The sequence below is a fragment of the Streptomyces sp. NPDC002309 genome (assembly GCF_053593375.1).
Genome location: NZ_JBSFCI010000002.1, coordinates 215,930 through 236,977, shown reverse-complemented (window position 1 = coordinate 236,977; position 21,048 = coordinate 215,930). Strand labels below are relative to the sequence as shown.

At 68.8% G+C, this 21,048-nt stretch carries 20 protein-coding genes; 12 read left to right on the top strand and 8 right to left on the bottom strand.

The genetic code is table 11. The annotated features are described in order from the left end of the window. Nucleotides 1-19: 19 nt before the first annotated feature. Nucleotides 20-2,053, bottom strand: a complete 2,034-nt coding sequence (locus ACWCPM_RS02585) for a PA14 domain-containing protein (protein ID WP_450974289.1) — start codon at nucleotides 2,051-2,053, stop codon at nucleotides 20-22. 293 nt (nucleotides 2,054-2,346) lie between these two features. Between ACWCPM_RS02585 and ACWCPM_RS02580 the strand changes: the two genes are divergently transcribed. Next, a complete protein-coding gene (locus ACWCPM_RS02580) occupies nucleotides 2,347-3,456 on the top strand; it encodes a sugar ABC transporter substrate-binding protein (protein ID WP_450974288.1) in 1,110 nt (369 codons plus the stop codon). 301 nt (nucleotides 3,457-3,757) lie between these two features. After that, on the top strand, nucleotides 3,758-4,789 hold the full coding sequence (locus ACWCPM_RS02575) for a LuxR C-terminal-related transcriptional regulator (RefSeq protein ID WP_450974287.1): 1,032 nt from the start codon (nucleotides 3,758-3,760) through the stop codon (nucleotides 4,787-4,789). Between the two features lie 415 nt (nucleotides 4,790-5,204). Here ACWCPM_RS02575 and ACWCPM_RS02570 read toward each other — a convergent pair whose 3' ends face one another. Then, a complete protein-coding gene (locus ACWCPM_RS02570) occupies nucleotides 5,205-6,218 on the bottom strand; it encodes a helix-turn-helix transcriptional regulator (RefSeq protein WP_450974286.1) in 1,014 nt (337 codons plus the stop codon). Nucleotides 6,219-6,304: 86 nt separating this feature from the next. Between ACWCPM_RS02570 and ACWCPM_RS02565 the strand changes: the two genes are divergently transcribed. From ACWCPM_RS02565 to clpB, 3 genes are all read left to right on the top strand, one after another. Continuing rightward, on the top strand, nucleotides 6,305-6,502 hold the full coding sequence (locus ACWCPM_RS02565; RefSeq protein ID WP_450974285.1) for a hypothetical protein: 198 nt from the start codon (nucleotides 6,305-6,307) through the stop codon (nucleotides 6,500-6,502). 2 nt (nucleotides 6,503-6,504) lie between these two features. Then, nucleotides 6,505-6,840 (top strand): hypothetical protein, encoded by a 336-nt coding sequence (locus ACWCPM_RS02560; protein WP_450974284.1) that lies wholly within the window; start codon nucleotides 6,505-6,507, stop codon nucleotides 6,838-6,840. Between the two features lie 298 nt (nucleotides 6,841-7,138). Continuing rightward, nucleotides 7,139-9,736 carry an ATP-dependent chaperone ClpB gene (clpB, locus tag ACWCPM_RS02555; protein ID WP_450974283.1) on the top strand — a complete coding sequence of 866 codons (2,598 nt, stop codon included), beginning with the start codon at nucleotides 7,139-7,141 and terminating at the stop codon, nucleotides 9,734-9,736. A 69-nt stretch (nucleotides 9,737-9,805) separates the two neighbouring features. On the opposite strand, the gene ACWCPM_RS02550 is transcribed toward clpB, so the two are convergent. Beyond that, nucleotides 9,806-10,318: a hypothetical protein gene (locus ACWCPM_RS02550; RefSeq protein ID WP_450974282.1), complete on the bottom strand. Its 513-nt coding sequence runs from the start codon at nucleotides 10,316-10,318 to the stop codon at nucleotides 9,806-9,808. A gap of 136 nt (nucleotides 10,319-10,454) precedes the next feature. Here ACWCPM_RS02550 and ACWCPM_RS02545 point away from each other — a divergent pair, with 136 nt between their 5' ends. Continuing rightward, the gene (locus ACWCPM_RS02545) at nucleotides 10,455-10,982 is read left to right on the top strand and encodes a YbjN domain-containing protein (RefSeq protein WP_450974281.1); all 528 of its coding nucleotides are present in this window, start codon (nucleotides 10,455-10,457) and stop codon (nucleotides 10,980-10,982) included. A gap of 277 nt (nucleotides 10,983-11,259) precedes the next feature. Here the strand turns inward: ACWCPM_RS02545 and ACWCPM_RS02540 are convergent, their stop codons facing one another. Both ACWCPM_RS02540 and ACWCPM_RS02535 read right to left on the bottom strand, forming a co-directional pair. Next, complete coding sequence (locus ACWCPM_RS02540; RefSeq protein ID WP_450974280.1) at nucleotides 11,260-12,459, bottom strand: pyridoxal phosphate-dependent aminotransferase; 1,200 nt, start codon at nucleotides 12,457-12,459, stop codon at nucleotides 11,260-11,262. Between the two features lie 825 nt (nucleotides 12,460-13,284). Continuing rightward, on the bottom strand, nucleotides 13,285-13,707 hold the full coding sequence (locus ACWCPM_RS02535; RefSeq protein WP_450974279.1) for a DUF6193 family natural product biosynthesis protein: 423 nt from the start codon (nucleotides 13,705-13,707) through the stop codon (nucleotides 13,285-13,287). An 871-nt stretch (nucleotides 13,708-14,578) separates the two neighbouring features. On the opposite strand from ACWCPM_RS02535, the gene ACWCPM_RS02530 reads away from it, so the two are divergent. Beyond that, the gene (locus ACWCPM_RS02530; RefSeq protein WP_450974278.1) at nucleotides 14,579-15,100 is read left to right on the top strand and encodes a hypothetical protein; all 522 of its coding nucleotides are present in this window, start codon (nucleotides 14,579-14,581) and stop codon (nucleotides 15,098-15,100) included. Between the two features lie 289 nt (nucleotides 15,101-15,389). On the opposite strand, the gene ACWCPM_RS02525 is transcribed toward ACWCPM_RS02530, so the two are convergent. From ACWCPM_RS02525 to ACWCPM_RS02515, 3 genes are all read right to left on the bottom strand, one after another. Beyond that, a complete protein-coding gene (locus ACWCPM_RS02525) occupies nucleotides 15,390-15,794 on the bottom strand; it encodes a hypothetical protein (RefSeq protein ID WP_450974277.1) in 405 nt (134 codons plus the stop codon). A gap of 676 nt (nucleotides 15,795-16,470) precedes the next feature. Then, complete coding sequence (locus ACWCPM_RS02520; protein ID WP_450974276.1) at nucleotides 16,471-17,136, bottom strand: YdcF family protein; 666 nt, start codon at nucleotides 17,134-17,136, stop codon at nucleotides 16,471-16,473. After that, complete coding sequence (locus ACWCPM_RS02515; protein WP_450974275.1) at nucleotides 17,133-17,927, bottom strand: GntR family transcriptional regulator; 795 nt, start codon at nucleotides 17,925-17,927, stop codon at nucleotides 17,133-17,135. The genes ACWCPM_RS02520 and ACWCPM_RS02515 overlap by 4 nt, the downstream gene beginning before the upstream one ends. Nucleotides 17,928-18,087: 160 nt before the next feature. Between ACWCPM_RS02515 and ACWCPM_RS02510 the strand changes: the two genes are divergently transcribed. From ACWCPM_RS02510 to ACWCPM_RS02490, 5 genes are all read left to right on the top strand, one after another. Then, entirely contained in the window at nucleotides 18,088-18,420 is a 333-nt protein-coding gene (locus ACWCPM_RS02510) for an SCO3933 family regulatory protein (RefSeq protein WP_450974274.1), read from the top strand. A 2-nt stretch (nucleotides 18,421-18,422) separates the two neighbouring features. Beyond that, nucleotides 18,423-19,769 (top strand): FtsK/SpoIIIE domain-containing protein, encoded by a 1,347-nt coding sequence (locus ACWCPM_RS02505; RefSeq protein ID WP_450974273.1) that lies wholly within the window; start codon nucleotides 18,423-18,425, stop codon nucleotides 19,767-19,769. Nucleotides 19,770-19,835: 66 nt separating this feature from the next. Beyond that, nucleotides 19,836-20,504 carry a DUF2637 domain-containing protein gene (locus ACWCPM_RS02500; RefSeq protein ID WP_450974272.1) on the top strand — a complete coding sequence of 223 codons (669 nt, stop codon included), beginning with the start codon at nucleotides 19,836-19,838 and terminating at the stop codon, nucleotides 20,502-20,504. Nucleotides 20,505-20,523: 19 nt separating this feature from the next. Beyond that, complete coding sequence (locus ACWCPM_RS02495) at nucleotides 20,524-20,709, top strand: mobile element transfer protein (protein ID WP_129798756.1); 186 nt, start codon at nucleotides 20,524-20,526, stop codon at nucleotides 20,707-20,709. 12 nt (nucleotides 20,710-20,721) lie between these two features. Then, the gene (locus tag ACWCPM_RS02490; RefSeq protein WP_450974271.1) at nucleotides 20,722-21,027 is read left to right on the top strand and encodes a hypothetical protein; all 306 of its coding nucleotides are present in this window, start codon (nucleotides 20,722-20,724) and stop codon (nucleotides 21,025-21,027) included. The last annotated feature ends 21 nt before the right edge of the window (nucleotides 21,028-21,048 follow it).

Sequence of the window (21,048 nt, the reverse complement as noted above, 5' to 3'; positions counted from 1 at the left end):
CTTCGCTGTGCTCTTCGACTCAGGTGCCGCTGGGCAGGGTGGCGGCGGTGGCCACGTCCGTGAACGCCTCCGTGCCGTCCTCCTTGGTGAAGGAGGCCAGGTAGTGGACGGTGGTGCCGGCCGGCGCACTGGTGTCGGTCCAGTACGAGGTCGTCGCGGGCGTCTCCGTCAGACGGACCCAGGTGTTCGTCGCCCGGTCCCAGCGGTGGACGTGGTAGCCGTCGGCCTCGGTGAAGGCCGAGCCGTAGCAGTACGGGTCCACCAGGACGTTGCCCGACCGGTCGACGAACGCGCCCAGATCGCACGCCGTGGGCTCGGGGGCCTCGGTCGTCGGGCGGAGGTCCAGCTCGGTGACGGAGACCGCGGAGACCGGGTCGCTCCAGTAGGTCCCGTCGTCCTCGATGTCGCCGATGAAGGTCGCGGCGTTGCCGTACCGGTCCACGGGGATGACGACGTAGTGCTTCTGCTCGCCGTCGGCCGGCATCCGCAGCAGGGTCTCCGACTTGGTGGCGTCCACCGTGCGGAGGTAGTCGGGGTGCTGCTGCGGATGCGACTGCTCGTAGATCCAGTACTCGGCCAGGTCCTCCACCGGGCTCGCGTCCCAGTCGAGTTTGACGCCGTACTCCAGGGCCTGCGCGGTCAGATCGGTCACGGCCGGCGGGGCGATCTCGTCGCCGGGGCGGGTGACGAGGATCTCCTGTGACGCGACGGACCAGCGGCCGTGGATGTCCTTGCGCGTCACCACGTAGGCGTAGGTGGCGCCCTGGTCGCCGTCGTAGTCGGTGCAGCTGTGGACCGTGTTGCCGGAGGGGTCGGTGCTCGTGGCGCGGTCGCGGCAGTCGACGCTCGTCCAGGTGCGGGTGCCGTCGGCCGGAGCGGGCGAGCGCCGCACCGAGTAGGTCTCGGTGTCCTTCTCCGCGGGCTCGCTCCAGCTGATCACCGCGCCGTACGAAGGGGTGGTGGCGGTGACGTTCCGCGGCGGGGTGATCGTCGGGACGCCGCTGACCACGGCGGAATAGGTCTGGTTCCAGGCCGCGTCGTAGGCGAGGACCTTGTAGTCGTACGACACGCGGTACAGCGCCGAGGTGTCCGACCAACTCGCCTCGGTGGTCTCGGGGTGCTCGGTCCAGGTCGTCTCCGAGCTCTTCTTGCTGAAGACCGAGAAGGCGACGACGTCCGCGGGGGCCGACCAGGACAGGTTGTTGGCGTTCGCGGTGCTCGTCACCGTCAGCACCGGCGCGGCGGGCGGTGTCTTGTCGAGGGTGGTGACGGACCGTTCGGCGCTGCCGCCCGACTTGTTGCCGGCCTTGTCGTGGGCGCGTACCTGGTAGGAGAAGGTCTGTCCGGTGGCGGGCGGGGCGTCGGTGTACGAGGTGGCCGCGGTCGTGGTCAGTCTCGTCCAGGTGTCGCTGCCCTTGAGGCGGCGGTAGACCTGGTAACCGGCGAGGTCCATCTCCTTGTTCTTCGCCCAGGTGACCTTGGCCTTGCCGGTGGCGGTGTCGTACGAGACGGCCGCGCCGGTCGGCGCGAGCGGTGCGACCTTGTCGATGCTCGGCGAAGTCCGGGGCGTGTAGGCGAACCTCACGTTCGCGGCGCCCGTCCAGTTGACGTAGTCGACGCGCAGGCTGTGCGGGCCCTTGGAGAGGGTGAGGTCGACCGTCTTCGTCGTGGTCGTCGACACGTTCTTCCACAGGTCGACCTTGAGCTTGCCGTCGACGTACACCCGTATCCCGTCCTGCGCGGACGCCGTCAGGGTGAACGGGCCGCCGGAGCCGAAGTCCCGGGTCACCGACCAGCGGACGCCGAACTTGTCCCTCGGCAGGCCCGAAGCGGGGGCCCCGGTGCCCCAGTTCTCGCTGACCGCGCTGTCGCAGTCGGTCCTCTTCGGGGTGCCCGAGAAATTGGTGTTCGCGAAGAACTGCCGTTTGAAGACGGGCGAGGTGCAGGAGACCGCCGCGGAGGCGGGAGCGGCGGCGGTGGTGAGCAGGCCGCCCGCGGTGGCGAACACGACGGCCGTGGCGGCTGCCGTCGTCGTGCGTCTGGCTGGGTTCATTCGGTCCTCTGTCGGGAGCGGGACAGCGCGGGGAGCGCTCGTGATCACGACTTGCGGAGAAGAGGATTGGTTGTACGGTTCCGCTTCTGTGCCTCAACTCCCTGTCCATGGAGGGGTCGTAAAGGGTCTCGGGAGGAGGTTTCGCGGCGTGTTCACGAGCTAAGCGGAACGTGATGTTGCCATCTCGTTAAGTGATTTCCCTTGACGCTGAGGGGCGCCGACGCGTTGGCTTTTCAGTCATCCGGGCCGCAGTGTCGCGGCCACCTCCGGAAGCAGCAGAAGTGGGCTCATCCATGCGTCGTCGTATCGCCATATCCGTGGTCACCTCGTCGTTGACCCTGTCGCTGGCAGGCTGTGGCGTACTGGGGGCGACGGGCGACGCCAGCGACGCGAGCCCGACCAAGGGCAACGACATCACCGTCGGCCTGCTGCTGCCGGAGACGGCCAACACCCGTTACGACAAGTTCGATTACCCGATCATCAGGGAGCGGGTCGCCGAGCTCACCAAGAACCAGGGCGAGGTCCGGTACGCGAACGCCGACGCGGACGCCAACAAGCAGGCGAGCCAGATGCAGCAGATGATCGACGAGCAGGTCGACGTCATCCTGCTGGACGCCGTGGACTCGCACGCGATCGCGAGCGGCGTGGAGAAGGCCAAGGAGGCGGGTATCCCGGTCATCGCCTACGACCGGCTCGCCGAGGGTCCCATCGACGCGTACATCTCCTTCGACAACGAACTCGTCGGCGAGGTCCAGGGCCGGTCCCTGATCGACGCGCTGGGCAGCGGCATGGACAGCTCCGACAAGATCGTCATGATGAACGGCTCGCCCACCGACCCGAACGCCAAGCAGTTCAAGCAGGGCGCGCTGTCCGAGCTGACCGGCAAGTTGACGATCGCCCAGACCTTCGACACCAAGGACTGGAAGCCGGAGAACGCCGAGGCCAACATGGCCGAGGCGATCGGGAAGATCGGCAAGGACAACATCGCCGCCGTGTACGCCGCCAACGACGGCATGGCCGGCGGCGTCATCAAGGCCCTGGAGGCGGCCGGCCTGACCAAGATGCCGCCGATCACCGGGCAGGACGCGGAACTCGCGGGTGTGCAGCGGATCGTCTCCGGTGAGCAGTACATGAGCGTCTACAAGTCCTACCCGCAGGAGGCCGAGGCCGCCGCGGAGATGGCCGTGGCCAAGGTGCAGAGCCGGGACATCCAGTTCGACGCCCTGGCCCGCGACCGGGTCGACAGCCCCACCCACAAGGGCATCCCGGCGCAGCTGGTGTCGGTGGTGGCGCTGACGCGGGAGAACATCAAGGAAACGGTCGTCGCGGACGGCATCCACAAGATCGAGGAGATCTGCGCGGCGGAGTACAAGGACGCGTGCGCGGAGCTTCAACTCACGTAGTGGGGCCGGGCACACGGGTGGGTGAAGGGGTGGTTCGCGCTGAGAGCGCGCCGCCCCTTCGGTCATTCTTCCGGTCAATTTTCCGGGTGCGGTCCGGGTCGCGCGGCCGGGCGTCCCGGGCCTCGGCGGAGCCTGAACACGCCACCTTCGGCCTGTCGCGAGGTGAGGGACCGGGGTAGGGGGAATTCCGGCCATAGCGGCGGTTTCCCGTAGTCGCCCCGCAGGGAGCCGTGTTGCGGAGCAGGTCCGGTCCGCGCATAGTTGCGCTGCGGAAGAGGCGGAACCGGGGGTGGAATGGGCCATGGCCGGGCACGGGACGGACGAGCATCCGCATGGTGCTGACCGACTGTGCGAGGCCGGGGATCGTGTGTATTCCCGGGCCGTACGGCGGGGCCGTGTGCCGCGTCGCGACGCGGAGCCGGTGCCCTGTCTGCTGGAACTCGCGCTGCTGCACCCCGACCCCGACGACATGGACTGGCTGGTCCCGACCTCCCCGCAGGAGGTCATGACCCGGCTGCTGCGCGGGGTGTACGACGAGATCAGCGTCAGCCAGCGACGGGTGGGCTCGGCGGTCGCGGCCTTCGAGTGGTACGCCGGTCTGGGCGGCCAGGTGTCCTCCTCCGAGGGCATGGCCCTGCGGGTCCTGGACGGACCCTCACGCATCCAGGCGGCGCTGGACGAGGCCACGGCGGCCTGCACGACCGAGGTGCTCACCGTGCAGCCCGGGGGCATCCGGCGCGAGCACGAACTGTCGGAAGGCCTGCACCGGGCGCTGGCGCTGCGCGGCCGGGGTGTGCGGATGCGCGACCTCTACAACCACGTCGCGCGACACGGGCAGGGCCTGCTGAACTACCTGGAGCTGATGGGCGACGCGGTCGAGGCCCGGACCTTGGACGAGGTCATCGACCGGCTGATTCTGTTCGACCGCACGGTCGCCTTCATCCCGGCGAACGCCGAACGCACGATGGCCCTGGAACTGCGGCACCCGGCGCTGGTGGAGTACCTGGTGACGGTCTTCGAGCGCCTCTGGCGGCCGGCGATCCCCCTCACGGCGGCGCTTCCCGACACGGGCATCGAGGGCATCTCGCACCGCGAGCAGTCCATCGCGGCACTGCTGGCGGAGGGGCATCAGGACGCGGTGATCGCGGAGCGGCTCGGCATCAGCGTCCGCACCTGCCGCGCCCACATCGCCCGCCTCTCCGAGACGCTCGGGGCGGCGAGCCGGACGCAGCTGGGCGTCCGGATAGCGCAGGTCGGCCTGGACGGGCCCGCGCGCCCGCTCTCCGCCGCGGAGCTCACCCTCCCCGACCAAGGGTCCCCCACGGCGCGCTGAGCCCCTGGAGAGCCTGCTCCCGGCCCTCGGCGCCCTGGCCTGACCGGAAACCCCGCAAACCCCGCGCCCGGGCTCTCGACGCGGTCCTGACGGCGCTCGGCGTCCCCTGCGCCACAGCTTCCGTCTCCCGCGCCGCAACCGGCGGCTTCGGTGCTGCTGTCGTGTGCTCTACGGGGCTCGGTGCTGCTGTCGTCGGGGTTCCCGGCGCCGGTGCCGCTGTCGTCGGAGTACTCGGCCCGGACGCTCCCGACCCCGGCGCCCCGGAGTCCCGCTTTCCGATCCCCCGACCCCGACGTTCCCGGCGCCCCGCATCCCGATCCCTCGACCCCGGCGTTCCCGCGCCCGGCACTCCGACACCACGCCCCCCGACTCCACGCGCCCCCCGACACCCCGCCCCCGCCCCGGTGCCCCGGCCTCATTGCTCCCGTTCCAGCATTCCCGACTGGGCGATGAGGTAGCCCAGTTGGGCGCGGCTGCCGCTGCCCAGGGCCGTGGCCAGCTTGGCTATGTGGGCCCGGCAGGTGCGGACGTTCATGCCCAGACGCCGGGCGATGGCCTCGTCGACGTGGCCCTCCACGAGCAGCTTGGCGATGGAGTACTGGACCTCGGAGATGCCGTCGGGCGCGGTCTCGTAGGGGGCGCCGGCGCTGAGCGGGACCGCGCGGCTCCACATGAACTCGAACACTTTGATCAGATAGCCGACGAGGCCGGGGTGGCGCAGCTCCAGGGCGACCTGGCGGTCGTCGCGGACCGGGATGAAGGCCACGCTCTCGTCGCAGATGATGAGCCGCTCGACCAGTTCGTCGATGGTGCGGTACTCCGCCTTGCCGTCGGTGAACTGCTCCATGTAGGCGAGCCGTTCCGGACTGTAGCGGGCGGTGTGCTGGTAGAGCGTCCGGATGCGGACTCCGCGCTCGATGAGCGTCCGGTCGCGTTCCATCGCCTCGATGAGCCGGTTCTCGGGCCGCTTGCCGCGGCTCGGCTGCACCGTGAGCACCTCGGACCGGCACTGCGCGGTGGCCAGGTCGAGCGCGCCGTTGATCCGGTCCAGGCCCTCCAGGACCGTGATCGAGTGCGCGGGCGTGATCTGCTGGGCGCTGAGCGTCATGAACGGCTCGAAGGCGTCGACCAGTTCGATGGACGTCCGCCGGCGCTCGGTGATCTCGCGCTCAATGGGATTGAGCCGCTGGGCCAGGGCGACGGACGGCGGCAGCGGCAGCAGCCAGTTCGGATCGTCCGGATCGGGGTGGAGCAGGGCGAATTCCATCAGGCACGGTGCGGCTTCCACCTCCGTACGGGCGATACGCCCTGTACGGAGGGCGTTGGCATAGAGACGACCGCCTTCGTCACACAGCTCGGCCACCGCGTGAGGATGTGTCGCCTTCGTCCCGTTCGATGCCAAATCTCCACCCCCCAGGGTCCTGAACATGCAGGAACATGATGCATCGATTGTGTGGCCATGACGTGCCTGAATGAGCCATCGTCTTATCCGACGGGGGAAGAGGGGACCTTCAAGTGAGGACGAAGCCGACTATGCGTAAGAGAATGCTTCGCTCGGTGCTTGTCGCCGCCTTCTCCGCCGTTGTGGCCTTCGGAACGCTGAGTGGCCTCTCCGCGGCGAAGAGCGACGCGGCGACGGACGTGCGGCCGGCATCAGCGGTGTCCGATGACGGAAACGCCCTGGCGTTCCCGGCTGACACCACCTGGGACTGACCATGACCACTCCGCCCGACGATCGGTCCTTCCGGAGAGAGATGGCCACGGCCTATCGATCCGGCTGGCACTTCATCGACCTGGCCACCGCCATCCCCCACAGCGGTGACTCGTTGATGGTGACCGTGTTCGGCGAGCCCGTCGTCGTCACCAGGGACGATGACGACGACGTGCGGGCGTACCGGTGTCTGCGGCGGCCTCGGGGGGCGCCGCAGCCGGTGCGGTGCGCCATCCGGTACGGAATGATCTTTGTGAACCTGGACCAGCGGGACCATCGTCTGGCGGAGCCGGAAACCTCCGGTCCCAGGACCATCTCGGCCACCCCCCGCAGTGCCTGACGCGATTCCCCCGTCGTAACAGATCGCTCAGGTGCTTCCCCCCGCAGCGGCGTCACCGTGACCTGAACACGGTGACGCCGCTGCAGTTTTTGCGCATTTTTCGCGCTATCCCGGCCTATCCGATGCCCGTTCGAGTGTGGCCGAAAAGTGCCGCTCGATGCCGATGGCGCGTTCCGGGCTTCCTCCGCGTACTCCCTGAGGCTCCGGGTCGTTCCGCCTCCATGCCCTTGAGTGGAATAGACTCAACTTTGTGGAAGTTGGCTGAGTCAGTCGCTCACGCAAGGAGGAGAACGGACACGTGGACGCCGAGCTGACGAACCGGAGCCGGGACGCGATCAACGCGGCCGGCAGCCGGGCCGTGACCGAGGGGCATGCCGACCTCACCCCCGCCCACCTGCTCCTCGCTCTGCTCCAGGGGCGGGAGAACGAGAACGTCACCGACCTGCTGGCCGCGGCCGACGCCGATCAGGCGGCCGTACGCGCCGACACCGAGAAGGTCCTCGCGCAGCTGCCCAGCGTGGCCGGCTCCACCGTCGCGCCCCCGCAGCCCAACCGCGACGTGCTCGCCGTGCTCGCCGATGCCCGGGCCAGGGCACAGGAGCTCGGGGACGAGTACGTCTCGACCGAGCATCTGCTGATCGGGATCGCCGCGAAGGGCGGCGCCGCGGGCGACGTGCTGAGCCGGCACGGCGCCGGGGCGAAGAAGCTGCTGACGGCCTTCCGCACGGCGCGCGGCGGACGCCGCGTGACGAACGCCGACCCGGAGGGCTCGTACAAGGCCCTGCAGAAGTTCGGGACCGACTTCACCGCCGCCGCCCGCGAGGGCAAACTCGACCCGGTCATCGGGCGGGACCAGGAGATCCGGCGGGTCGTGCAGGTGCTGTCCCGGCGGACCAAGAACAACCCCGTGCTGATCGGTGAGCCGGGCGTCGGCAAGACCGCCGTCGTCGAGGGGCTCGCCCAGCGGATCGTCAAGGGCGACGTGCCCGAGTCGCTGCGCGACAAGCGGCTCGTCGCGCTCGACCTCGGCGCCATGGTCGCCGGGGCGAAGTACCGCGGTGAGTTCGAGGAGCGGCTGAAGACCGTGCTCGCCGAGATCAAGGACTCGGACGGGCAGATCATCACCTTCATCGACGAGCTGCACACCGTCGTGGGCGCCGGGGCCGGCGGCGATTCGGCCATGGACGCGGGCAACATGCTCAAGCCCATGCTCGCCCGCGGTGAGCTGCGCATGGTCGGTGCCACCACCCTCGACGAGTACCGCGAGCGGATCGAGAAGGACCCCGCGCTGGAGCGGCGCTTCCAGCAGGTGCTGGTCGCCGAGCCGTCCGTCGAGGACACCATCGCCATCCTGCGCGGACTGAAGGGACGCTACGAGGCCCATCACAAGGTGCAGATCGCGGACAGCGCCCTGGTCGCCGCCGCGACCCTGTCCGACCGGTACATCACCTCCCGCTTCCTGCCCGACAAGGCCATCGACCTCGTCGACGAGGCCGCCTCCCGGCTCCGTATGGAGATCGACTCCTCACCGGTCGAGATCGACGAGCTCCAGCGCGCCGTGGACCGGCTGAAGATGGAGGAGCTGGCCCTCGGCAAGGAGACCGACGCCGCCTCCCGCGAGCGCCTGGACAAACTGCGCCGCGACCTCGCCGACAAGGAGGAGGAGCTGCGCGGCCTGAACGCCCGCTGGGAGAAGGAGAAGCAGTCCCTCAACCGGGTCGGCGCGCTCAAGGAGAAGCTCGACGAACTGCGCGGGCAGGCCGAACGTGCCCAGCGCGACGGCGACTTCGACACCGCCTCCAAGCTGCTGTACGGCGAGATCCCGGCCCTCGAGCGGGACCTGGAGGCCGCCTCGGAGGCCGAGGAGGAGGTCGCCGGGGACACCATGGTGAAGGAGGAGGTCGGCTCCGACGACATCGCGGACGTCGTCGCCTCCTGGACCGGGATCCCGGCAGGGCGGCTGCTGGAGGGCGAGACGCGGAAGCTGCTGCGCATGGAGGACGAGATCGGCAGGCGGCTCATCGGGCAGGCCGAGGCCGTGCGCGCGGTGTCCGACGCCGTCCGCCGCTCCCGCGCCGGCATCGCCGACCCGGACCGGCCCACGGGCTCCTTCCTCTTCCTCGGCCCCACCGGCGTCGGCAAGACCGAACTCGCCAAGGCGCTCGCCGACTTCCTCTTCGACGACGAGCGGGCCATGGTCCGCATCGACATGAGCGAGTACGGCGAGAAGCACAGTGTCGCCCGCCTCGTCGGCGCCCCGCCCGGGTACGTCGGCTACGAGGAGGGCGGCCAGCTGACGGAGGCGGTGCGGCGCAGGCCGTACAGCGTCGTGCTGCTCGACGAGGTCGAGAAGGCGCACCCGGAGGTCTTCGACGTCCTTCTCCAGGTGCTGGACGACGGACGGCTGACGGACGGCCAGGGGCGGACGGTCGACTTCCGCAACGCCATCCTGGTGCTGACGTCCAACCTGGGCAGCCAGTTCCTGGTGGACCCGATCAGCAGTGAGCAGGAGAAGAAGGAGCAGGTGCTGGAGGTGGTCCGGACGTCGTTCAAGCCGGAGTTCCTCAACCGCCTCGACGACCTGGTCGTCTTCTCCGCGCTGAACAAGGACGAGCTGAGCCGGATCGCCCGGCTCCAGATCGACAGGCTGGCCCGGCGGCTGGCCGAACGCCGGCTCACCCTGGAGATCACCGAAGAGGCCCTGGCCTGGCTCGCCGACGAGGGCATGGACCCGGCGTACGGCGCTCGCCCGCTGCGCCGCCTCGTCCAGACCGCGATCGGTGACCGGCTCGCCAAGGAGATCCTCTCCGGCGAGGTCAAGGACGGCGACACGGTCCGGGTGGACGCCTTCGGTGACGGGCTGATCGTGGGACCGGCGACCGGCAAGACGCTCTAGCCGCGGCAGGTGCGCTTCTCGGCGTGATCGCCGTGCTCGTCGTGCACCTTGTGATCCTCGTTCGCCGGGTCACATCGTGAACGCCGAGAAGCGCACCAGCGCGGTCCGCGCGTCCTCGTGCTCCACCGCCACCCGTACGGCGTGCGCGCCGGCGGGCCCGGGCAGGGCGTCCGAGAGCCCGAGGTCCAGACACAGGTCCGCGTCGGCGTCCTCGCACACGCTCCCCGGCGCCGGGGCGTCCGGATAGGTGCCGGCCAGCCAGCCGCTCACGTCCGCGCGCGGCATCCGGAAGACCGCCGTGTAGCCCCTGTCGATCCCGCGCGAGACCGTGCACGACTCGGTACGCGCGCCCTCGGGCAGCGCCGCCCCGCCGAAGGCCAGGGCCCGCGTGCAGTCCGTCTTCTCGGGGACGTAGCCGCCGGCCTCCTCGTCGTCGATCAGGACGAAGGCCGCCACCAGTCCGGCCACGAGGGTGCCCGCGATCAGCAGCGGCACGGTCGCGATCGCGGTGAAGACGCCCCACCGGGTGTGCCCCCGGGGCAGCTCCCGCCCTGTCGCCGCGCCGTCCCGCACCTCTGCCATGGCCCCCACCCGAATGCCTCCCACCGGCCGACCGGCGGGATCACGTCCGCCGAGGGCGGACAGACTACAGCGGGGCTTGCCACCCCCCTCCCCGCATGGGGGAGGATGGCGGAATCCGTACGAAGGGAAATTCACGGTGACCATCGACCCGTCCTCGATTCCGAACTTCGGGGGCAAGCCCCAGCCCGAGCCCCAAGGGCCGGCGGGCCCCGTCGTCCCGGATCAGGACCTTGTGAAGCAGCTCCTCGACCAGATGGAGCTGAAGTACGTCGTCGACGAAGAGGGCGACCTCGCGGCGCCGTGGGAGCAGTTCCGTACGTACTTCATGTTCCGCGGTGAGGACGACCAGCAGGTCTTCTCGGTGCGGACGTTCTACGACCGCCCCCACCCGATCGACGAGAAGCCGCAGCTTCTGGAGTCCATCGACGACTGGAACCGGCGGACCCTGTGGCCGAAGGTCTACAGCCACACCCACGACGACGGCACGGTCCGTCTCATCGGCGAGGCCCAGATGCTGATCGGCACCGGCGTCAGCCTCGAGCACTTCGTCTCGTCGACGGTCAGCTGGGTGCGCGCGGCGATCGAGTTCGACCGCTGGCTGGTCGAGCAGCTCGGCCTGGAGAAGGAGATCAACGACTCGGACGAGCCCGAGGGCGACGAGTAGGACGGCCCAGGGCCCTTCGGGAGCCCGGTCAGGGCACCGGCCGACACGGCCAGGTGCTCGGGCCGGGCTTTGCTGTTTCCGGGATGCGACGGGCCGCCCGCCCACGTCGCCGGGTTCCGTGACGCGCCGCCGCCCGCCGCGCCGTGACCGCGCACTCCGCCGGCCGACGGTCGCACCTGCACCCTGGACCTCGACCAGCTCCCGCGTCCCGAACCCGGGGCGGACGGGCGACTCGCGCCACGGCACCCCGGGCCTCCGCCCCGGACGTGTCCGCCCGCTAACCACCGAGTGTCTTGAGCCGGGCCGCGGCTTCCTCCAGCACGTCGGTCCGCTTGCAGAAGGCGAACCGTACGAAGGGTGCCCCCTCCTCCCGGTGGTCGTAGAAGACCGCGTTCGGGATGGCGACGACACCCGCGCGCTCCGGCAGGGAGCGGCAGAAGGCGATGCCGTCGCTCTCGCCGAGGGGACGGATGTCGGTGGTGACGAAGTACGTGCCGGCCGGCTTGTAGACCCGGAATCCCGCGTCCGACAGGCCCGCGACCAGCAGATCCCGCTTGGCCAGCATGTCGTCGCGGAACGCGGTGAAGTACGGGTCGGGCATCGCGAGGGCCTCCGCGACCGCGTACTGGAACGGCCCCGACGCCACGTAGGTCAGGTACTGCTTCGCCGAGCGCACCGCCGTGACCAGCCCCGGCGCGGCGGTGACCCAGCCGACCTTCCAGCCGGTGAAGGAGAAGGTCTTGCCGGCGGAACCGATCGTCACCGTGCGCTCCCGCATCCCGGGGAAGGCGGCCAGCGGCACATGCTCGGCGTCGTCGAAGACCAGGTGCTCGTACACCTCGTCGGTCACCACCAGCAGGTCCCGCTCGACGGCCAGCTCGGCGACGGCGGTCAGCTCCGCCCGGGTCAGCACGGTGCCGGTGGGGTTGTGCGGGGTGTTGATCAGCAGCAGGCGGGTGCGGTCGGTGACGGCGGCGCGCAGTTCGTCGAGGTCCAGCCGGAACGCGGCGTCCCCCTCGGTGTCCGGCCGCAGGGTGACCGGCACCCGGGTGCCGCCCGCCATCGCGATGCACGCCGCGTACGAGTCGTAGTACGGCTCGAGGGCGATGACCTCGTCACCGGGCCCCACCAGCGCCAGCAGCGCCGCGGCGATGGCCTCGGTGGCGCCCGCGGTGACCAGGACCTCGGTGTCCGGGTCGTAGGACAGTCCGTAACGGCGCTCCTGGTGCGCGGCGACGGCGGCCCGCAGCTCGGGAATGCCGGGGCCGGGCGGGTACTGGTTGCCGCGCCCGTCCCGCAGGGCCCGTACGGCCGCCTCGCGGACCTCCTCGGGACCGTCGGTGTCGGGAAAACCCTGGCCCAGGTTGATCGAGCCCGTGCGCAGGGCCAGCGCGGACATCTCCGCGAAGATCGTCGTCCCGAACTCGGCGAGGCGGGGGTTGAGGAAGGGGCGCTCGATGGAGGTCATGCCGGCCATCCTGCGCGCAAGCTCTGGAGTTCCTCAACTCACCTTCACTGATGGGCGCCTGCACCAGTTCACGGTGCGTCGCCTCTGAGCAGGGGCGGGGCTGTTGTCGCCTGTCGTCAGTTGTCGTCGTCGGCCACCCTCGGACGGCCCACAGGCGGCCCCGGGGGTACCCCTGGGGTAGCTGCTTCCCGGCGTCTGGCCTCCTCGATGCGAACTACGGGCGGGGGCGGTCGCTTGGGTCTGCTCGGCTGGTCAGACAGTCATGCGGGGCTGCCCGCGGTTGGATTCGACCTTGCTGCGAGACGGCGGGAAGGCGTGAGGTACAACTGCGCCATGGCGACTCGACCGACGCGGGCAATGTGGTGGGCTGAAATAGCGATCTTCCTTGCCGTAGCAGCCGTGACTTTCGCTGGGATCAGCGCTCTTGTGGTGGCATCGGCGCCCCAGGGCCAGCACGTCACAGTGGAAGGCGAGGGCTCCATCGTGGTGATTGCGCTGTCCGCCGGCGTCGGCATCTTCGTGAGTGGCCGGTTCAGGGCGTGGGGGCTGCGTCGGCAAGCCTTGTCCTGCGCACGATCTTGAGATCTGATTTTGAGGTCTGGCCTCATCCTTATCAGGTCGATCATGCAGGATCTGCGGCGAAGGTCAACCTGCTATGTACCTCGACTCGCTGTCCGCTGCCATCCTTGGCGGACCGCTGCCGTTCGCCGCTGTTGGTGTCAGGCGTTGGTGTCAGCCCCAACCGACGACCTTGACAAATGCATGATCTCCAGGCTTTTGCGACCTGCTGCTGTCGGATCGCCCCCGGACGACCCAGAGACGCCCTCGCGGAACTCATCGACTGTTGCTCTCGCTCGGGTCCGCCTTCCTCTCGTAAGCCGCCAGCTCCTCAGCGGTTCCCATAAAGGCTGGCCCGCAGCCTGGTGGTAGTCGCTCGATGACCATGGCTACGGCGGCCTGCGCGCTGTCCGTTTCGGCGATCCGCGGGCTGCTGCGATGCGGTCCCTCGACGTAGTACCGGCCGTCCGTCAGAGTGCCGATGTAGGGGATGTCCCAGGTGGGACGGAACCCTGTGCACCTGCTGAAGTGCAGCTCCCACATTCCCGCCCACGGGCAGAGCTGACGAAGCTGCGGCTCGGCGTAGGCCACTTGCACCATCTTGGTGAACGGCCCCAGGAGCGGCGAACCCCCCGGCCGGGTGCGCTCCCCGGCGGTTGCCAGGATCTTGCGCCAGGCGGCTTCAACGATGTCGGTCACGCTGCAATTGTGCACAGGTGAAAAGGGTCGGGGGCCGTTGCGCTGAGTGGTGCCCGCTCGGCACCGTGATTCCCCGAGTTCCCCGCACGATCGGGTACGGGCACCTTCTGATCCGTAGCTCTAGCGGGATCGGTCAGCGGGGGTCATACCGGCCGCTGGGCGGGCCCGGAGGGACGCTACCGTGCGGGGGCGGCTACTAGGGTTGCGGTACCTGGCTGTTGTACCGCAACGATCCAAACGGGGTGACCGTGGAACGGCATGTGTTGGAATCGCTGTTGATCGGTGATGACGAGGCGTCCGTGATAGCTCTGGCCGCCCTCCGCAGCGGCGCCCCTTACTCGGTGGAGGAGCGGGTGCAACCCACTGGTGTGCATGCCGGAGTCTTCAGTCGCCGACTTCAGCGCATGCGGATGCGCGGATTCGAACCTTCTGGCCTGGAGCGAGCAGTGCAGCTCATCAGGGAATATGGCCGGCCTGTGCGCACAGCGCTGATCGATCCTGGCAATCGGACACGGTTTACCCTGCTCTTCCTCGCCGACGACGGCAGCGCACTCGTGGCCTGCGTTAGCTGGCCACGGCCGCTGGTTGCCAGGAAGCCACCGCTTTAGGAGCGAGGTGGGGGGAGCTGGGCCCCGACCTGCGGTAGGCCGACTTCGGCAGATACCGGCTGCTGTCACTGCTGGCCACCGCAGTTCCCCATGAGTCCCCGCTCGATCTGGCACGGATGTGGCACGTACCCGGGAGCGCGAGGCATCCCCCATGCAGCCCGGCGAAGTTGAACATGTTCAATAGCGCTGGCAGGATGACAAGCGCGTGATCGACCCCCGGTCGAATCGCAGTCATTTGTGGTGCCGTGGCGGGAGGCCGGACTGTGAACACCAACTCACCTGGCCCGGCACGGCGGATCGCGGCTACCATCGCCTGCCTGTTCGTACTGGTGGGATGCAATCCGCACATGTACGACGAGGTGCCCGCGGTGCATGACGCGAAGCGGGCGGAGATCGTGGGTTCGTGGCTCTGTATCGACCGCACGGAGGTCACTCTCCGGCCTGACGGAAAAGCAGTCATCAGCCTCCTGGACGGTCAGGAGTTCGACTTCGACGACAGGTGGCGGCTGTCAGGAACTGGCGAGTGGGAGCTCACCGGCGAGCGCACCGGGTGGAACGACGGTCAGCATGTCCGGCTGACTCTCACCTCGCGCATGGCCTCGGCCACGCGCACTCCGGATACCGCTGAGCGTCTCGACCCGTCGTCCGAGCATGAGCCAGCACCCGAGACCTACACGTGGACCTTCGAGTTGCAGCGCGACGACAAGAAACAGCTGATGTTGTACTTCTTTTTCGGCGACCCCGACTCCCGCAGCGCCTACGTCCTGGAGCGAAAGCAGCCGTAGCAAGCTCAAGGGGTGCTGGCCATCGCTTGGAGGCAGCGCCCCGACGGCACGGGTTTTGTCGTTTGGCCTCATCCTTATCAGGTCGATCATTGCGAACTCTAGGCACTGGAATCTTGGCCGCCATGCGGCGCGAGAGTGGTCGCTAGGGTTCCCCCTGATCCGCCTTCGTCCGCCGCTGTTGGTGTCAGCCGCTGGTGTCAGACATCAATGACCCACTTGACAGTTGCCCTAGCTAGGGGAGTAAGGGCGCCAGCTTCGCCAGGAAGCAGTAACCGACCGAGTACCGCGATCACGATTGAAAGCGGGCCACGATCTGGTGTGCGTACTGATCGTCCGGGCCGAGGTCTTGGACCGCTCGATCGGCTTCCTGGGGCCGACTCGTCTCACACAGCAGCCGAACAAGGACGTACAGGGCATCACGATCACCGGCTTCGGCGCGGTTGCGCAGGGCCGCCTCCATCCCCCGCTCGCGAAGCGCTCTGTTGAGTCTCCGGCGTGCGTGAACATCCGTGAGAGCGCGCTCTGTGAGTTCCGAGAGCCGTTCTGCACGGACAAGCAGATCCATGTGCCACAGATGGCTGTTGTGCCTGGACGGATTGGTCGAGTAGCACTCCGCATGGGCGCTTACCAACGCGATGGCCGCGTCCCAATCCCGGCGCTGTTCCGCAGCCTGGACCTGCTCGAACCACTTCACAGGACGAGTATCGCTTAGCAATGCCCCGTACAGCGTCGTGGGAGTGGTCGCTGGCAGCCGACGAACATCCGCCCAGGATCATGCCCCCCGCCCCCCGCAGCTACCTACCAGCACTCTCAAAACGCCCTCTGAGGGGTAGAGAGTCGGGCGTATCGCGCTGTTAGATGCGGGCGTGCCGAAGAACGAGGATTACGAGCGAACCAGTACTCGATTGACTGTCTGGGGCTGCGTTGCCGGGTTGGCCGTGGCCCTAGCCATTCCGGTGTACATACTGGTGACTGTCCTCCTCTTTGGGATGCCAACCCCGTAACCCACCACATCGACCTGCAGTCGACGATGGCGAGAGGTTGGCTCCGAGACTTTGGGCTGGAGCTGCCATGGGGCGAGTGATCATGGCCCCGTAAGCTTCCGGCGAGTCGGGCAGTCTGTGGACCTGCCCGTAAAGCACGACGTTGGGGCCATGATCTTCGAGGCTCGCCCCATGGTGGCTGCCTAAAGTCTCGGAGCCAACCGGCTCATCGGCACGTTGACAGTTCTCGACTCGGGCCCGCACTTGCTGCGGCCCAGGGCTCGGCCCCGGCGCCGAAGGCGCAGAGGGGCCGAAGCCCAAGGGCCAGCCCGCGCTGTGCGCGGGCACTTGATGAGGTAGAGAAATCTGTAACAGCTCTCGCCTGGGTCAAGCCGAAGGCACGTCAGTGGTCAGGAGTCGGCTCGTGAATCCGGCCTGGCAAAGGCGCTCGTACGCCTCGGACACGTCGGCGGGTACCAGTTGGCTGATCATGAATCCCTGCTCGGGGTAGATCATGAGTCGCTGTAGCGCGCCGACCAGCATGTCGATCACCAAGCGGGCGTCACCGATGGAGTCGACGTAGTCGTCCATCGTCATCGGAGTGGAAGCACTGACGATCTCGACGTCGGGCCAGAGCTTGCGTGCGGTGGCGTACGCTCGCCGCTCTTCGTACGGCTTGCTGATCAGGAGGACCGAGGACACCTCGATGCCGGACTCCGCCAGGACCTCTCGGGAGAAGCGGATGTTCTCGCCCGTGTTCCGGGCACGCGGCTCCACGAAAACGGCCGCGCTGGGGACGCCAAGCTCAAGCGCTCGTTCCTGGTAGTGCACGGCTTCACCGCGGGGCATGCGTTCCCGGGTCGTGGGGCTGGTGGCACCGGTGAACAAGAGCAGGGGAGCCATGCCGCGCTTGTAGAGGTCTACCGCCGTGTCAGCCACCCCAAGGTCGTGGCTGCCGAGTCCGATCGCCACCGAGCACGGTCGGAGCGAGTGGCCCATCTGGTGGTAGTCCCAAATATGCCGGGCATCTGCCCAATCCTGCGTCGAGATCACTGCTGCCCCTTTCTGTCCTTCGCCGAGTCGGGTACCTGGAAGTCGTACTCCCACGCGAAGCGCGATGCCGCGTGTACCCCGATGGCGAACTCCACGACAGTGCCCGACGCTGTGTACGTCGTCCGGTGCAGCTCGACGACCGGTTCCCCTGGCGGCAGCTGGAGCTGCTTCACCTCGTCCGGCGTGGCGGCACGGGCAAAGAGTCGCTCCTTCATGTGATCGATCTCGTAACCCGCGTCGTACAGCACGCGAAATCCGCCGCCTCGGCCGGCGGGACCCGGCGTGGGGTCGACAAGTCGCGTGCCTTCCACATGCTCGGGCCGGTAGTAGCTGGTCAGCGTGTGCGTCGGCTGATCGCCTTCCTTGACCAGCCGCGCGCGGGCGTAGACCTCGGCGCCTTCCGGGAGTTCGTGTGCGGCTGCCACCTCCGGCGGCGCCACGACGCGCGTCACCGTCTGTGTCTGCTCGTTGCGGCGGTACCCCCGTCCGGAAGCCACGCGGTCCGCGATGAAAGCGACCTCGTCACCGTCCCGCCACTTGGCTTTGTCGTACCGAGCGATACCCAGGCGCTTCAGGGGCACTTGCTGGCGCACGACCGTGCCGTGGCCTCGCGACGAAGTGACCAGTCCTTCGGCTTCCAGTGCCTTGTAGGCGGCATGGACGGTGGCCTTGGAGCCTGCGCCAGCCTCGACGAGTTCTCGGATGTGCGGCAGCTGCTGGCCCGGTGCGTAGTCACCCCGCTTGATCTGCTCAGCCAGTTTGTCTGCCAGCTCTCGCCATTTGGGCGCCATCTCGAACCCCTCTCGATTGGCTCTAGTGAAACATAGTCCTAGGACTGTTGACAGTCCTAGGACTGCCGTGCACTATCTCTCCTAGTAGTTCGCAGTCCTAGGACAGCGAACCTCGGGGCGGCCTATTTGGGCTGCTTCGACGCCAACGCTGGGAGTACTGATGCCGTCCTTCAAGATCGACCTTTCGACCGCCGTGGTGTTCGTGGCGACCGCGCCGGAGCCGAAGCTGGTCAACAAGCGGACCGGTGAGCGGGCCGTCGACCGTGAGACCGAGGCGCCGCTGTCGACCGTCGGCTTGCTGGTCTCCGACGAGGGTGAGGGCAACCTCTACCAGGTCACCGTTCCCGAGACGGGCGTCCCGGCCAGCCTGTCGCCGGGCATGCCGGTGGCCGTGACCGGACTGAAGGCCCGTGACTGGGAGAACGAGTTCAACGGGCAGAAGCGGCACGGGATCTCGTTCCGCGCGGTCGCGATCACGCCGCTGGGGGCCTGATCATGACGGACCTGGTCACCTGGCTGGAGCTGGGCGGTGCCGCGGCCGGTGCCGGTGGGCTCTACGCCACGAAGGAACGAGCCCCGCGGGTGTACTGGTCTGTGGTCGGCCTACCGGTCACCTGGGGCCGGTTCACCTGGACGTACGGCTCGACCATGGACGTGTGCGGGCTGACGGTGCAACCGTCGCGGCTGCGGGCGTTCATGACCCGCAACGTGGCCCGTCGCGAGGTGCGGCCGATACCGCCCCGAGTGCGCCGGGTCCGCCCGACCTCGACCGGGTTGCGGGTCTCCCTCCGGCTGCCCGCCGGTCTGGAGCCCGCCGACATCGTGGCCTCCTCCGAACGCCTCCGGCACGCCTGGGGTGTCCACTCGGTGACCGTGGTGGAGACCAAGCCGGGTCACGTCGAGCTGCGCATGACGGGGTACGACGTGCTGGCCAAAGTTGCGATGCCGCGCCGGGCCGTCTCCCGTGACCTGGTCGTCCCGGTCGCGATGCGGGAGGACGGCACGGTCTTCGAGCGGGACTACCGCAAGATCCCGCACGCCCTGACCCTGGGCGCGAACCAGTCCGGCAAGTCCATGTACCAGCGCAACCTGATCAAGGGCCTGGCGCGGCTGCCGATCGGCCTGGTCGGCATCGACTGCAAGCGCGGGGTCGAGCAGTCACGCTATGCCCCTCGCCTGTCGGCGCTGGCCACCGACCGGGAGAGTGCCGGCCACCTCATCGACGCCCTGGTCCAGGAGATGGAAGACCGTTTCGATCTGCTCGCCCTGCACGGGGTGTCGGATCTGTGGGAGCTGCCGGAGAAGGTCCGGCCGGTGCCGCTGGTCGTGCTGATCGATGAGGTGGCGGAGCTGTTCTTCGTGACCTCCAAGAAGGACGAGCCCGCGCGGGATCACACGGTCATGCAGCTGGTCCGGCTGGGCCAGATGGCCCGTGCGGTCGGGGTCTTCCTGGAGGCGTGCGGGCAGCGCTTCGGCTCCGACCTGGGCAAGGGCGCGACCGCCCTGCGCGCTCAGCTCACCGGCCGCGTGGTGCACCGGGTCAACGACAAGCAGACAGCGGAGATGGGCCTGGGCGACATCGCCCCGGACGCCGTGCTCTCGGTGACCGGGATCCGGGCGGACCGTCCCGGTGTCGCCGTGGCCGGTGACGCCTCGGGCTACTGGTCCCGCATCCGCACCCCCGAGACCACCCCGGCCGAAGCCACCGCGGTCTGCCGGGAGTTCGCGCACCTCACCCCCGAACTGCCGTTCCTCGCCCCGTTCCGCCCGGTCGAGCAGATCGCCGTACCGCCCATGCCGACCGTGCCGCCGCGGGTCCCGGCGCAGTCCGTCACCGACTAGGCCGCCAGCTCGCCCAGACCGGCGCGACTACTTCGCGCCCGACCCCGCGAAGGGAGGTGAAGACCCGTGTCCCGACCGTTCCGCGTTGACGCAGTCCTGGTGCAAGCCGTGATCGCCGGTGCGCTGTCCTTCGCCCACCTGCACGATCTTGCCGAAGCCGCGGGACAGACCGGCTGGAAGGCGTGGGCCTACCCCGTCTCGGTCGACCTGCTCCTCGTCGCCGTGTGGCGGCGGCTGCGCACCGAGCGATCCGGGCTGGCCTGGTTCTGGTTCCTGGTCGCCTTGGTCGCATCCCTCGGCGCCAACGTGGCCACCGCCGGACTCCTCGACCTCGAACACGTCCCGGCCTGGCTGCGCATCGTGGTCGCTGGCTGGCCTGCGCTCGCATTCCTCGGCGGCACCCTGCTAGCCCACCAACCCTCCACCGACCCTGCACCCGCGCCAGCCCCGGAGCCTGAGCCCGGGCCCATGCCTGTGGTCGACCGCCCTGAGGCACCCGCCTCCTCACCGGAGCCAGCGCCGGAGATCACCAAGCCGGAGCCTGCCCCGGCCCTCCCGGAAGCCACCGCGCCGGCGCCCGTACCGGCGGTGCCTCCGGCGCTGATCGACCACGCACGGAAACTCGCCGCTGATCACCGCACCCGTACTGGCAGCGAGATCGACACCGCGACACTCCGCGCCCGTCTCGGAGTCCCCGAACACCTCGCCGGAGCGATCGTCGCCCAACTTGCCTGACAGACAAGGAGGTCCACCCGTGCGTCCGAACCGCTTCTACGACGTGATCCGCATCGGCCCGGTCAAGGTCGGCACGTTCCACAACGGCCGCGGCCAGACCCGGCACACCGCCGCCTGCACCGCCCCGAAGTGCGGCTTCTCCACCGAGCACCGCGACCGCTCGGCCGCCGAACTCGCCGCCCGCACCCACCGCTGCAACCCCTGAGGAGCGATCCCCATGCGCCTGCCTGACGAGCAGCTTCGCGCGGGGCACATCCCCGCCGACCTCTACCGGCAGATCCCGCCCGGCACCGACCTGCGCCGCGTCGTGATCGTCCAGGAAGCCCCGCGCTCCTACACCGGCCCGATCGTGCTGACGCTCGTCATCACCGCCGGATCCATCGCGGTCCTGCTGGTGGTCGCCTTCGTCACCCAGGTCATCGCGGCGTCGATCGTCTCGGTCCTGTCGGCGAGCTGCGGCATCGGCTACACGCTCAGCCGCACCTCGAAGCGCAAGAAGGCACCACGCGCACTCAGCAAGTAACGCCCTCCGGGGCGGCTCTCT